Origin of the sequence: Novosphingobium mangrovisedimenti (assembly GCF_025153475.1) — a bacterium.
GTDB classification, from domain to species: Bacteria; Pseudomonadota; Alphaproteobacteria; order Sphingomonadales; family Sphingomonadaceae; genus Novosphingobium; species Novosphingobium mangrovi_A.
In genome coordinates, this window is record NZ_JANZXA010000022.1 from 24,631 (window position 1) to 38,481 (window position 13,851).

Consider the following 13,851-nt stretch of genomic DNA (forward strand, 5'->3'; position numbering starts at 1 on the left):
CCGGGGTTTCCGGGGAGGAAATCAGGGGGGATTCATGTCAGACGCACACCAGCATCCGAACGGACCAGAGCCCAGCGCGTCGGACATCAAACTCGTGATCGCGGCGTCGTCTGCCGGCACGATCTTCGAGTGGTACGACTTCTTCATCTACGGCACGCTCGCCAGCTTCATCGGCAAGGCTTTCTTCCCGTCCGTGGGCCCGACGCTGCAGATCCTGCTGGTCTGGGCCGGCTTTGCTGTCGGTTTCGGCTTCCGTCCGCTCGGAGCCATCCTTTTCGGCTATTTCGGCGATCGTCTGGGGCGCAAGTACACCTTCCTCGTCACGGTCACGCTGATGGGCATTTCGACAGCCGGTGTCGGGCTTATCCCCTCTGCCGATACGATCGGCCTGTGGGCACCGCTGATCGTCATCGGCTTGCGCATCCTGCAAGGGCTCGCGCTCGGCGGCGAATACGGCGGGGCGGCCATCTACGTTTCCGAGCACTCGCCGCCCAACCGGCGCGGCTATTTCACGGGTTACATCCAGGGAAGCGTCGTGGGCGGGTTCGTGCTCTCGATCATCGTCGTGCTGCTCAACCAGGCCGTATTTTCCGACCAGACGCTGGCCGACTGGGGCTGGCGCGTGCCGTTCCTGCTGTCGCTCGCCTTGCTCGCGATCTCGTTGTGGATGCGGCTGAAGCTTTCCGAAAGCCCGGTCTTCCTCGCCATGCAGGAAGAAGGTGAGATTTCAGGCAATCCCTTCGTCGAGAGCTTCACGTATCCCGGCAACAAGCTGCGCATCTTCATTGCGCTGTTCGGCGTGACGGGAATTCTCACGACGATCTGGTACACGGCCTTCTTCTCGTCCCTTTCCTTCCTCAAAGGGCCGATGCGTGTCGATGCGACGGTAGTCGAGGTGGTCATCGGCATCACCGCGCTGATCTCGATGAGCTTCTATGTCATTGTCGGCGGGTGGTCGGACAAGGTGGGGCGCAAGCTGCCGCTGGTGATCGGCGCGGCTGCGGCGCTGGTCCTGATCTTCCCGCTTTTCTGGGCCATGGGGGCGCTGGCCAACCCGGGCCTTCAGGAAAGCGCCAGGAACGCGCCCGTGGTCGTTTCCGGTCCCGCGTGTCACACCGATCCCTTCGCCGATCTCACAGGTGCGCGGGTCAGCGATTGCGGCAAGTTGCTGGAGACCCTGACGGCGAGCGGCGTGCCCTATTCCGTCGCGGCCGCGGCGCAGCTGTCGCTGACGGTCGGCGGCGAGGCGATCGCGCTCCCGTCGACCTGGCTTTCCGCCGAAGGCGGTGACGCCAAGGCCGCGGCCAAGGCGCGCAAGCAGGGCATCGAGGAGGCGTTGAGCGCGCATGGTTTCGACTTCAGCGTGCAATATCCCGACCTGCCGGCCCTGCTGGGCATTGCGGCGATCCTGCTGGTGCTGGGAGGGCTTTCGGGCCTGACCTATGGTGGCGTCGCGGCCCAGCTTACCGAGATGTTCCCCGCCCCGATCCGCTACAGCTCGATGTCGATTCCCTATCACATCGGTGCGGGGTATCTCGGCGGCTTCCTGCCGCTGATCGCAAGCTACATCAACGCCCGGACCGGCGATGCCTATGCCGGCTTGTGGTACACGTGGGTCGTGGTTGCATTCGGGTTGCTGGTGGCAGTATGGGGCCTGCGCGGTGGTCCTCCCCGAGACTATGGTGAAGATGCTTCCTGACATTCCTGCGCCGGCCCTCAGGCTCGGCTTCGATCCCGATGCCCTGCGTGCAAACTGGCAGGCGCTCGACCGGCTCTCGGGCCGCGCGCGCGCGGGCGCGGCGGTCAAGGCGGATGCCTATGGCGTGGGTGCCCGGCAGGTCGTGCCGGTGCTTCACGCGGCGGGCTGCCATGATTTCTTCGTGGCCCACTGGTGCGAGGTTCCCGACCTGCTGGACCTTGCCGCGCCGGGCTCGATCTCCGTGCTGCATGGCCCCCTGAATGACGCCGACGTCGCCTTTGCAAGGGCGAGCGGCGTGAAACCGGTAATCAATTCGCTGGAGCAGGCGCGACGCTGGCTCGCCGCGGGCGGGGGACGCTGCGACCTGATGGTCGATACCGGGATGAACCGCCTGGGACTGGCGATGGACCAGATAGGCGACGCTGTGCTTGCCGCTCTCGATGTCGACGTCCTGATCTCGCATCTGGTCTCGGCGGACGAGGAAAGCGATCTCAATGCCGTCCAGTGCGGTCGTTGGCGGCAGGCCTGTGCGGTGATACCGCATGCGCGCGCCAGTCTGGCCAACAGTGCCGGGATCGCGCTGGGCAGCGACTACCACGGAGACCTGACGCGCCCGGGCATAGCGCTCTACGGCGGTATCCCGCGTCCCGAGATGGCCGACATGATCCGCCAGGTCGTGCGTCCACAGGCGGCTATCCTGCAAGTGCGAACTGTCGCGGCGGGCGATACCATCGGCTACAACGCCACGTTCACCGCGCCGGCGCCGATGCGGGTCGGGACGGTCGCGCTGGGCTACGCCGATGGCTATTTGCACTTCTGGTCGAATATCGGAGGATTTCATGCCGATGGGCTGGATCTTCCCGTGCTGGGCCGCATCAGCATGGACATGACCGGGATCGACCTCACCAACGCGCCCCATCTGGACGAAGGCGACTGGGTAACGGCCGAATATGCGCTTCCGGAAGCCGCATTGGCGACGGGTCTGTCCCAATATGAGCTATTGACGGTGCTGGGACGCCGTTTCGGACGTTAAATTCTGGCAAATCGGTCTTTTGCTGCGCAGCAATTGTGTTGCATCGCGACATATCCGGGTGGTAGCATCTCCCAGTGACAGGACTGGGGATTGGAAATGGCTGAAACGGCGTCCAACGACGACAACACGGTTATCATCAAGAAGTACGCCAACCGGCGGCTCTATAATACCCGTTCGTCGAGCTACATCACGCTCGATCATCTCGCGAAGATGACCCGGGAAGGGGTGGACTACAAGGTCCTCGATGCCAAGACCGGCAACGACATCACCCATACGATCCTGACCCAGATCATCATGGAGGAAGAAACGAACGGCGAGCAGATGCTGCCGGTGAACTTCCTGCGCGAACTGATCGGGATGTACGGCAACTCGATGCAGTCGCTGATTCCGCATTACCTCGAAGCCTCGATGGAAAACTTCCGCGCCAACCAGACCAAGCTGGCCAAGGCGTTCGAAGACAGTCTGGGCAACAACCCGCTGGCCAAGCTGGCGGAGCAGAACATGGCGATGTTCCGTGCTGCATCCGCCGCCTTCATGCCCGGTGCCGAAAAGCCCGAAGGCAAGGCACCCGCGTCGGACGAAGGCGGGGACCTTGCCTCGCTCAAGGAACAGATGGCGGAAATGCAGAAGAAGCTTGACGCGCTGGGCAAATAAAGGCCAGCGGGTGCGCGGCGGAGGATAAGCCTCCGCACGCAACACCAAGTCAGGAAGAAGCCCCGTGTCTGCCATTCGTCACGCCCTCACGACCAAGCGCGAGGACGACTTCGCCCAGTGGTATCAGGAAGTCATTTCCGAAGCTGAAATGGCCGAGGAATCGGGTGTACGCGGCTGCATGGTCATCAAGCCGTGGGGCTACGGCATCTGGGAGCGTATCCAGCGCCTGATGGATGACCGCATCAAGGCCGCCGGTGTCCAGAACTGCTACTTCCCGCTGTTCATCCCGCTCTCCTATTTCGCCAAGGAAGCCGAGCACGTCGAAGGCTTCGCCAAGGAAATGGCGGTCGTCACCCACCACCGCCTGATCGCGGATGGACAGGGCGGCCTGGTGCCCGATCCCGAAGCGAAGCTGGAAGAACCGCTGATCGTTCGTCCGACCTCGGAAACCGTGATCGGCGCCGCCATGGCGCGCTGGGTCCAGTCCTGGCGCGACTTGCCGCTGCTGACCAACCAGTGGGCCAACGTCGTGCGCTGGGAAATGCGCACGCGCATGTTCCTGCGCACCAGCGAATTCCTCTGGCAGGAGGGCCACACCGCCCACGCCGACCGCGAGGACGCGGTGGAAGAGACGTTGCGCGCGCTCGAGATGTATCGCGATTTCGTCGAGACCGAACTGGCGATGCCTGTCATCACCGGCGAGAAGCCGGAGAACGAGCGCTTCCCCGGCGCCGTCGCGACCTATTCGATCGAGGCCATGATGCAGGACGGCAAGGCCCTGCAGGCCGGTACCTCGCACTACCTCGGCACGGGTTTCGCCCATGCCGCGGGCATCCAGTATCAGGATGCGGAAGGCACCCAGCAGTATTGCCACACGACCTCGTGGGGTACATCGACCCGCATGGTCGGCGGCATGATCATGACCCATGGCGACGACGACGGGCTGCGCGTGCCGCCCGCGGTCGCGCCGCACCAGATCGTGATCCTGCCGATGCTGCGCGACAAGCCGGAGGATGAGGAACTGCTCGCCTACTGCGAAGAGATCCGCAAGGAACTGGCCGGCATGTCGGCGCTGGGCGAGCGCATTCGCGTCCTGCTCGACAAGCGTCCGGGCAAGGCCACGCAGAAGCGCTGGACCTGGGTGAAGAAGGGCGTGCCGCTGATCCTCGAGATCGGCGGACGCGATGCCGCCTCCGGGCAGGTCTCGATGCTGCGCCGCGACAAGCTGTGGAACGATGCGGCCAAGGCGAATTTCGTGGGCATGCCGAAGGAAGACTTCCTGGCGCTCGCCGAAGCCGAACTCGATAACATCCAGTCCGCGCTCTTCGTCGAGGCCAAGAAAAAGCGCGATGAGAACATCACCCGCGTTTCGACCTTCGCGGAAGTCGCCGCGTTCTTCTCCGAAGACAAGCGCTATCCGGGTTGGGCCGAGGTGGAATGGGCCCGTCCGACGGGCGACGAACTGGAAGACGTCGTCCAGCAACTCAAGGCGCTCAAGCTCACCATCCGTAACACGCCGCTCGATGCCGAGCCTGTAAGCGGCGCCTGCATTTTTACCGGCAAGCCCGCGGTGGAGAAGATCTACATCGCCCGAGCCTACTGATCCGGAAGACGAAGGGATCGCGATGCACAGGAAATTGAGCCCCATTGCCCGGATCGTGCCGGCAGCATTGTGCATGTCGCTGGCTTTTGCCGCGCCTGCGGGTGCGGAAGACAAGGCCGATGTGTCCGAGGCCCGGCTGCACGCCGACGTCGAGAAACTGGTGTCCTTCGGCACGCGGCACACCCTTTCCTCGCAGACCGATCCCCGTCGCGGCATTGGCGCGGCGCGGCGCTGGGCCGAGGCGCAGTTCCGTGCCAGCGCGAAGGCTTGCGGCGGTTGCCTGGACGTGGTCACGCCCGAAACCATGGTGAGCGGGCGCCGCATTCCGGAGCCGGTGAGGCTGGTGGATGTCGTGGCCATTCAGCGCGGCACAGAGCGTCCGAACGAAGTGGTGATCGTTCAGGGCCACATCGACAGCCGCGCGAGCGACGTCATGGATGCAACGAGCGATGCGCCCGGTGCGAACGATGACGGCTCCGGCACCGCACTCGTGCTCGAAGCAGCGCGCGTGCTGTCGCAGCGCTCGTTCCCGACGACCATCGTCTATGCGGTGCTCTCGGGCGAGGAGCAGGGGCTCTATGGCGGCAGGCTGCTTGCCGATTACGCGAAGCAGCAGGGCTGGACCGTGAAGGCCGTGCTCAACAACGACATCGTCGGCGGATCGTGCGGTTCGGACGGGTACTGCGACGACACCCACGTGCGCGTGTTCTCCGAAGGTCCGCGCGCCGACGCGACCGACAAGACCCGCGCCGCCGCGCGCCGCTTCGGTGGAGAGAACGACAGCCCGGGGCGCAATATCTCGCGCTACGTCGCCGCGCTTGCCGGCGGCGTGCAGGACGATCTCGCCGTTCGTCAGATCTGGCGCGCCGACCGCATGGGCCGGGGCGGGGACCAGCTGCCGTTCCTCGAATCCGGCTATCCGGCCGTGCGCTTCACGGTTGCGGTCGAGGATTACGACCACCAGCATCAGGACCTGCGCACGCAGGACGGCGTGACCTATGGGGATACCGTGGACGAGATGGACTTTCCCTATCTCGCCAAGGTGACCCGCCTGAATGTTGCGGCGCTTGCCGCACTCGCCGCGGCGCCGCTGCCGCCCGCGCCGGTTGCCGATGCTGCGGTGAAGACCTGGACCGATGTGACCTGGAAGCCGGTCGCCGGCGCTGTTGCCTACAATGTCTGGCGCCGGCGCACCGATGCGGCCGAATGGGAAGCCGAACCTGTCGCCGCGCGCACGCCTGAAACCAGCATCAAGCTGGAGGGCCTGCGCGGGGATGACTGGATCCTCGGCGTCAGCGCGGTTGCCGCCGACGGCAGCGAAAGCCCGGTGGCCGCGGCCGTGCCCGGGGGCGGCTTCGGTCCTCTCGCGAACGGGGACTGATTGCGCGCGCCATTGCAATCGGGCGCGTCAGCCCCCATTGCAGCGGCATGGCTCCCAGAAAACGGCCCGCACCCGGCCTGCCGACGCGCAAGCAGATCCTGGACTTCATCCAGAACTCGCCGGTCCCTGCCGGCAAGCGCGAGATTGCGCGCGAATTCGGGCTGAAGGGGCAGGAGAAGATCCAGCTCAAGGCGCTGCTCAAGGACATGGCCGAGGAAGGCCTGATCGACGGCAAGCGCACCGCCTTTCACAAGATGGGCGGCTTGCCCAAGGTCACCGTGCTGCGCGTGGTCGACATCGACGAGGGCGAGGCGATCGCGGTGCCCGACACCTGGCAGCCGGAAGATGCCACGCCGCCCCCGCGCATCCGCCTGATCGAAAAGGGCAGGGGCTCCGCGCTCAAAAAGGGCGACCGCGTTCTTTCGCGCACGGAGGAAAGCGGTTCTGGCTGGCGCGCCTTCCCGATGAAGAAGCTGGCGCTGCGCTCCGAACAGTTGCTCGGCGTCGTCGAGATCGACAAGGCGGGCAAGGCCTGGCTGGCCCCCGTCGACAAGCGCATCCGCAATTCCTCTGCAATCTCCGACCTCGGCAATGCCGAAGCGGGCGAACTGGTGCTGGCGGAGCCGACCGGCCGCTCGGCGCGCGCTTCGGTCAAGGTGACCGAAGTGCTGGGCGAACCGCTGGCCCCCAAGGCCTTCAGCCTCATCGCGATCCACAAGCACGGCATTCCCAACCGCTTCACCGAGGAAACCCTCGCGGAAGCCGAGCGCGTGGCGAAAATGCCGCTGAGCCCGGAGAAGCGCGAGGACTTGCGGCACCTTCCCATCGTCGCCATCGACCCCAGCGACGCGCGCGATCACGACGATGCGATCTGGGCCGAGCCGGACGGGGAAGGGGGCTTCAACGCCCTTGTCGCGATTGCCGACGTCTCGTTCTACGTGCGCCCCGGCGGCGACATCGACCGCGAGGCGCGGCGGCGCGGCAACTCGGTCTATTTCCCGGACCGCGTGGTGCCGATGCTGCCCGAGGTCCTCTCCGCCGACGTCTGCTCGCTGCGCGCGGGCGAGGATCGTGCGGCCATGGCCTGCCACCTCAAGGTGGACAGCGAAGGCAAGGTCACGGCCTGGCGCTTTACCCGCGCCATCGTGCGTATCCACGAGGTGATCGCCTACGAGGATGCGCAAGCCCGCATCGACAGCGGCGAGGCAGGCGCGGACCTGCAGAACTTCTGGGCCTGCTGGAAGGCGCTCGCCACCGCGCGCGAGAAACGCGATCCGCTCGAACTCGAACTGCCCGAGCGGCGGGTGAAGCTCGACGAACAGGGGCGCATTGCCGAGATCGCGATCCGCGAACGGCTCGATGCGCACCGCGTGGTCGAGGATTTCATGATCGCCGCCAATGTCGCTGCGGCCAAGGCGCTGGAAGCCAAGGTCGCGCCCGTGGTCTACCGCGTGCACGAGACGCCGAGCCGAGAGAAGCTGGTTGCGCTCAAGGACTACCTCGCCACCTTCGGCAAGAATCTGGCGATGGGACAGGTCATCACGCCGGGCCTGTTCAACCGCATGCTCAAGGACATCGCGGAGGAGAGCGAGAAGGCCCTGATCATGGAGGCCGTGCTGCGCAGCCAGACACAGGCATACTATGGTCCGCGCAACGAGGGGCACTTCGGCCTCGCGCTGGGGTCCTATGCGCACTTCACTTCGCCGATCCGGCGCTATGCCGACTTGCTGGTGCACCGCGCGCTGGTCGATGCCTATCACCTCGAACAGCCCAGACCCCATGGTGACATTCCCGCGACCTCCGGCCTGTCGGAGCGCGATCGCGACGATCTGGGTCGGGTCAGCGAGGCAATCAGCCAGGCCGAACGCCGCGCGATGGAGGCCGAACGCGAGACGATCGACCGCTACGTCGCCGCGTGGCTGTCATCCCGCGTGGGCGAGGTCTTCGACACGCGGATCACCGGGGTGCAGAAATTCGGCTTCTTCGCCACCATTGTCGGCCTTGGCGGAGACGGCCTCGTCCCGGTCTCCACGCTTGGCGACGAGCGCTTCGCCTATGACGAGAAGGCGCACGTCCTTTCCGGCGAGGACAGCGGCACGACGTATGCGATCGGCCAGATCCTGCGCCTGCGGCTGGCCGAGGCCAATCCGTTGACCGGTGCGCTCAAGTTCGAACTGGAATCGGGCAGCGGCCGCATCGAGCCGCGCGGGAGACCCTTGCCGCTCAAGAAGCGCGGGAATCACCTGGCCGGCAAGCGCGGACGTCCCGCGAACATCCGGCATCAGGGGCGTCGGAAGAAATAGCGCTGGCGGTGTCGAAACCGGCAATCTGCCGGGCTTAACTCAGCCGTTCGATCGCCGCCGCATCAAGACCGCCCGGAACCACGAACACCGGACACGTCATGTGCGCCATCCCGGCGCCGGTGAAGTGCGCCACCAGCGGGCCGGGGCCGCCTTCTCTTGCCGCTCCCAGCACGAGGGCGGAAACTTCCGGATGCTCTTTCAGGTACTGGCGCACGACCTTGATGTCCTCGCCTACGCGCACCGCGATCACCGGCATCTTGGCTCCCTGCGAAAGCAGGTTGCCGGCCGCCGCGGTCACCATCGTTTCGGCCCGTGCGCGGGCTTCTTCCTCGATGGTCGCCTGCACGCCGCCGAAAGCGTTGAATTCCTGAGGTGGGACCAGAGCAAGGAGGTGGAGCACGCCATCGGTCTTCGCCGCACGCCGGGCGGCGAACTGCAGTGCCACCAGCGCTTCATCGGTTTCGTCGACAATGACCAGGTAAACGCGCATTCGTGTTCCTCTCGGAACGGGCTTATCAGGCTATTCACTGTGCGGCGCAAGCCATCACGAATGCGAAAAAGGAACGGCTAGGCGCTTGTGCGCGGGCCCCAACTTGTCCAAGGAGAAATCGAGCCCAACCTCCCCAGGAACACAAGGGACGATACCGCTTCCATGCCTATCGAAATCAAAATGCCCGCCCTTTCCCCGACGATGGAAGAAGGGAAATTGGCGAAATGGCTCGTGAAGGAAGGCGACACTGTCGCTTCCGGCGACATTATGGCCGAGATCGAGACCGACAAGGCGACGATGGAATTCGAAGCCGTCGATGAGGGCACTATCGGCAAGATCACGGTGCCCGAAGGTACGGAAGGCGTGAAGGTCGGCACTGTCATCGCGCTTCTGGTGGGCGAGGACGAAGATGCCTCCGCCGTTGCTTCGGCGCCTGTCCCGGCGGAAGCGCCCAAGGCCGAAACAGCCGAGGCCGAAGCGCCAAAGGCCGAGCCCAAAACCCCCGAATCCGCGCCGGCGCCTGCTGCTCCGGCTGCCCCGCAAACCATCAGTTCGAAGGAAGGCCGCGTGATTGCATCTCCGCTTGCCAAGCGTCTTGCCGCCGCCAAGGGCGTCGATCTCGACAGCCTGACCGGCTCGGGCCCCAATGGCCGCATCGTCAAGGCCGACGTCGAGGCCGCGCAGCCCGGTACGGCCAAGCCCAAGGCCGCCGCGCCTGCCAACGACACGGCTCCTGCACCGGCCGCCGCGGCCAGGCCCGCCACGGTGGAAATGGCCGCCGAGACGCGCGCGCTGCTCGATGATCGCATCCCGCACAGCGTCGAGAAGCTCTCGGGCATGCGCAAGACCATCGCTCGCCGACTCACCCAGTCGATGCAGGAGGCGCCGCACATCTACCTCACGGTCGATATACGTCTCGACAAGCTCATGGCGATGCGCGCCGAACTCAACGCAGCGCTCGAAAAGCAGGGCGTGAAGGTTTCGGTCAACGACATGCTGGTGAAGGCGCTGGGCAAGGCGCTGATCGACGTGCCCGAATGCAACGTCAGCTTCGCCGGTGCCGAACTCATCAAGTACGAACGCGCCGACGTTTCGGTAGCGGTTTCGATCCCCGGCGGCCTTATCACCCCGATCGTCCAGGATGCCAATGGCAAGTCCTTCTCGGAGATTGCCAAGGCCACCAAGGATCTCGGCAAGCGAGCCAAGGAAGGCAAGCTGCAGCCCGCCGAGTATCAGGGTGGCACGGCTTCCATCTCCAACATGGGCATGATGGGCATCAAGCACTTCACCGCCGTGATCAATCCGCCGCAGGCCACCATCATCGCCATCGGCGCGGGTGAAAAGCGCCCCTGGGTCATGCCCGACGGTTCGCTGGGCGTGGCCACGGTCATGACCGCCACGGGCAGCTTCGACCACCGAGCCGTCGACGGCGCCGATGGTGCGCGCCTGATGGCCGCGTTCAGGGAATACGTTGAGAATCCGCTCGGGATGGTCGCCTGATCATGCCGGACGAGGAAGGCGAACTGGTCATCCGCGTTACGGCGATGCCGACCGACCTCAATCCCTACGGCGGCGTGTTCGGCGGCTGGCTGATGTGCCAGCTTGCACTTGGCGCCAGTTCCTTCGTTACCCGGCAGACGGGCCTCAAGGCCGTCGTCGTCGGGGCGACGGACTTTGCCTTTCCCGGGGCAATGACCGTTGGCGACGAGCTTAACGTCTATGCACGGATCGAGCGCGTCGGCCGCACGTCGATGACGGTGGCCACGCGCGGCCTTGGCCGTGCCCGGGCAAGCGAAGTGCATACCGACGTGGCAAGCGGCCTCTTCACCTTCGTGGTGCTCGACGGGAACGACCGTCCATGCGCCATCGAGGATGCCTTGAGCACGAGCGTGGCATGACGGCAGGCCCGCGCGAACCCGTGATCCGCATCACAGCGATGCCGGCCGATGCCAACGCCTACGGCGATATCTTCGGCGGATGGCTGATGAGCCTGATGGACATGGGCGCGGGTCTTATCGCGGCGCGACGTTCGCACGGCCGGGCCGTCACCGTGGCGATGGATGGCGTACAGTTTCATCTTCCCGTCAAGGTGGGCGATGAAGTCACCGTGTTCGGCGACTTGCGCCGTGTCGGGCGGACCTCGATGACAATCGCCATCGAAGCCTGGCGGCGGCATCGCCACGAGGAAGAAGCAGTCAAAGTTACAGAAGCCCGGTTCACCTTTGTTGCGGTGGACGATAGTGGCAAGCCCAGAGCCATAGAGCAGGGCACCACCGATCAGGAGATTTGAAGCAGTGGCAGATTCCTACGACGTCATCGTTCTCGGTTCCGGCCCCGGCGGATACGTTTCGGCGATCCGCTGCGCGCAGCTGGGCCTGAAGACCGCCATTGTCGAGCGCGAACGCCTCGGCGGCATCTGCCTCAACTGGGGCTGTATCCCGACCAAGGCGCTGCTTCGCTCGGGCGAGGTGTTCCACCAGATGAAGCACGCCAAGGACTACGGTCTGGCGGCGGAGAACATCACCGCCGATCTCGACGCGATCGTGAAGCGTTCGCGCGGGGTGGCCGACCAGCTCAACCGCGGCGTTACCGGGCTGATGAAGAAGAACAAGATCGCCGTGCACATGGGCACTGGCAAGCTCGTCGCGCCGGGCAAGCTCGAAGTGACGGGCGAGAAGGGCACCGAGACGCTCGAGGCCAAGCACATCATCATCGCGGTCGGTGCCCGTGCCCGTGAACTGCCCAAGGCCAAGGCCGACGGCGAGCGCATCTGGACTTACCGCCATGCGATGACTCCCAAGGAAATGCCGGGCAAGCTGCTCGTCATCGGCTCGGGCGCGATCGGCATCGAGTTCGCCAGCTTCTACAACGACATGGGCGTCGACGTGACGGTCGTCGAGATGATGGACCGCATCGTCCCTGTGGAAGACGCCGATGTCTCGGCTTTCCTCGAAAAGCAGCTGACCAAGCAAGGCATGAAGATCATGACCAAGGCCAACATCGGCGCCATCGAAAAGGGCGACAAGTCGGTCAAGGTCACGATCAAGGACAAGGCCGGCAAGGAAGAGACCACCGAGTTCAGCCATGTGATCGTCGCCATCGGCATCGTGCCGAACGTCGAGAACATCGGCCTCGAGGATCTCAACATCGAGCCCGACAAGCGCTTCCACATCAAGGTCGACGGCTACGGCCGGACCAATGTGCCGGGCGTCTGGGCTATCGGCGACTGCGTCGAAGGTCCCTGGCTGGCGCACAAGGCGAGCCACGAAGGCGTCACCACTGCCGAGGCCATCGCGCAGGAACTGGGCAACAAGGACGTCCATCCGCACCCGCTCGACCGCGGCAACATCCCGGGTTGCACCTACTGCCACCCGCAGATCGCCTCGGTCGGGATGACCGAGGCCAAGGCCAAGGAAGCGGGCTACGAGCTGAAGGTCGGCACGTTCCCCTTCATCGGCAACGGCAAGGCGATCGCGCTGGGCGAGCCGGAAGGCTTCGTGAAGACGGTGTTCGATGCCAAGACCGGCGAACTGCTCGGCGCCCACATGATCGGCGCGGAAGTGACCGAGATGATCCAGGGCTATGTCGTGGGCAAGACGCTAGAGACGACCGAGGCCGAACTGATGAACACGGTCTTCCCGCATCCGACCATCTCGGAAACGATGCACGAATCGACGCTCGCAGCATACGGGCGCGCGATCCACATCTGAGCGGTCGCGGACAGCGATGTAAGGGAAAGGGCGCGCCTGCGGGCGCGCCCTTTCTGTTTCGGGTCAGGCGATGCGAGCGCGGCGTGCGCTAGCGGAAGGTCTTGGACAGCACCACCAGCGTGGGGTCGCCGTCGAATGGTTCGGGGACGAAGCCTTTCTCCCGTTCGAGTTCGATAGCCGCGTGATTGTCGCGGCTTTCGATGGAAATGGCACGCCGGCATCCGCGCGCTTCCGCCTGCTTCGCCAGATAATCGAGCAGGGCCCATCCGATGCCCTTGCCGCGGTAGTTGGCGCAGACGGAGATGGCGATCTCGCAGGTATCGAGCGGACCGTCGCACGCGAGCAGGCCCGAGGCGACGATTTCGCCGCTGGCCGCGTTGATCCCGAGCCAGGATTCGGTGCGGAAATGATCGGTGTGCACCAGCGGCTCGAGTTGCTCGTGGCTTACGTGATCGGCGGCGGTCAGGAAACGAAAACGACGGTCGTCGTCGTTCACGCGGTCGAAGAAGGCGGCCAGCGCCGGTTCGTCGGATTCGGTTGCAGGACGGACGTCAAGGTCGATGCCGGAGCGCGTGGTGAGCGTGCAGGTAGCCGAAAGAGACATGGAAGAAGACTCCGATGGGAGGAACAACCGCTATCTATGGAGCCGGCGACGCGCGCGCCTTGATCGAAATCAGCGCGGGCGGCGTCGGCGAAATCAATCAGGCCTCGATCAATCGGGCCTTGCCAACAGGATGAAGCCTATCATGAATTGCCCGGAAACCGGGAGGCCTTTGTTCCCCGTTCCGAGGTGGGCCGGCTCCGTGCGTTAGGGGGTGGCGCGAATCCGGATATGGCGGCTAGAAGTGGGAAGAGAGGAGAAAGAGGCATGGCCGAGGCCGTATATCCCGTTTCAGGCGAGTGGTCGGAAGGTGCGCTGATCGACAACGATCGCTACCTTGCGATGTACCGTCGCTCGGTGGATGATCCGGAAGGGTT

The 13,851-nt window shown here is 64.8% G+C and carries 12 protein-coding genes; 10 read left to right on the forward strand and 2 right to left on the reverse strand.

Features of this window, described 5'->3' with window-relative positions:
- Window positions 1–34: 34 nt before the first annotated feature.
- The 6 genes from NZK81_RS20175 (at window position 35) to rnr (ending at window position 8,673) form a co-directional block, all read left to right on the forward strand.
- Entirely contained in the window at window positions 35–1,699 is a 1,665-nt protein-coding gene (locus NZK81_RS20175; RefSeq protein WP_260047848.1) for an MFS transporter, read from the forward strand.
- Window positions 1,689–2,732: an alanine racemase gene (locus tag NZK81_RS20180; RefSeq protein WP_260047862.1), complete on the forward strand. Its 1,044-nt coding sequence runs from the start codon at window positions 1,689–1,691 to the stop codon at window positions 2,730–2,732. Before NZK81_RS20175 ends, NZK81_RS20180 begins: the two co-directional genes overlap by 11 nt.
- A 96-nt stretch (window positions 2,733–2,828) precedes the next feature.
- Window positions 2,829–3,386: a polyhydroxyalkanoate synthesis repressor PhaR gene (gene phaR / locus NZK81_RS20185; protein ID WP_260047849.1), complete on the forward strand. Its 558-nt coding sequence runs from the start codon at window positions 2,829–2,831 to the stop codon at window positions 3,384–3,386.
- 64 nt (window positions 3,387–3,450) lie between these two features.
- On the forward strand, window positions 3,451–4,989 hold the full coding sequence (gene proS / locus NZK81_RS20190; protein WP_260047850.1) for a proline--tRNA ligase: 1,539 nt from the start codon (window positions 3,451–3,453) through the stop codon (window positions 4,987–4,989).
- A gap of 22 nt (window positions 4,990–5,011) precedes the next feature.
- Window positions 5,012–6,370 (forward strand): M28 family peptidase, encoded by a 1,359-nt coding sequence (locus NZK81_RS20195; RefSeq protein WP_260047851.1) that lies wholly within the window; start codon window positions 5,012–5,014, stop codon window positions 6,368–6,370.
- A gap of 47 nt (window positions 6,371–6,417) precedes the next feature.
- Complete coding sequence (rnr, locus tag NZK81_RS20200) at window positions 6,418–8,673, forward strand: ribonuclease R (RefSeq protein WP_260047852.1); 2,256 nt, start codon at window positions 6,418–6,420, stop codon at window positions 8,671–8,673.
- A gap of 34 nt (window positions 8,674–8,707) precedes the next feature.
- On the opposite strand, the gene NZK81_RS20205 is transcribed toward rnr, so the two are convergent.
- A complete protein-coding gene (locus tag NZK81_RS20205; RefSeq protein ID WP_260047853.1) occupies window positions 8,708–9,163 on the reverse strand; it encodes a universal stress protein in 456 nt (151 codons plus the stop codon).
- A 162-nt stretch (window positions 9,164–9,325) separates the two neighbouring features.
- Here NZK81_RS20205 and NZK81_RS20210 point away from each other — a divergent pair, with 162 nt between their 5' ends.
- From NZK81_RS20210 to lpdA, 4 genes are read left to right on the forward strand one after another with little or no spacing between them, the layout of a single operon-like run.
- Complete coding sequence (locus tag NZK81_RS20210) at window positions 9,326–10,663, forward strand: pyruvate dehydrogenase complex dihydrolipoamide acetyltransferase (protein ID WP_260047854.1); 1,338 nt, start codon at window positions 9,326–9,328, stop codon at window positions 10,661–10,663.
- Window positions 10,664–10,665: 2 nt separating this feature from the next.
- A complete protein-coding gene (locus NZK81_RS20215) occupies window positions 10,666–11,061 on the forward strand; it encodes an acyl-CoA thioesterase (RefSeq protein WP_260047855.1) in 396 nt (131 codons plus the stop codon).
- Complete coding sequence (locus NZK81_RS20220; RefSeq protein WP_260047856.1) at window positions 11,058–11,453, forward strand: acyl-CoA thioesterase; 396 nt, start codon at window positions 11,058–11,060, stop codon at window positions 11,451–11,453. Before NZK81_RS20215 ends, NZK81_RS20220 begins: the two co-directional genes overlap by 4 nt.
- 4 nt (window positions 11,454–11,457) lie before the next feature.
- Entirely contained in the window at window positions 11,458–12,873 is a 1,416-nt protein-coding gene (lpdA, locus tag NZK81_RS20225; RefSeq protein WP_260047857.1) for a dihydrolipoyl dehydrogenase, read from the forward strand.
- 88 nt (window positions 12,874–12,961) lie between these two features.
- On the opposite strand, the gene NZK81_RS20230 is transcribed toward lpdA, so the two are convergent.
- Complete coding sequence (locus NZK81_RS20230) at window positions 12,962–13,477, reverse strand: GNAT family N-acetyltransferase (RefSeq protein WP_260047858.1); 516 nt, start codon at window positions 13,475–13,477, stop codon at window positions 12,962–12,964.
- Window positions 13,478–13,851: the final 374 nt, after the last annotated feature.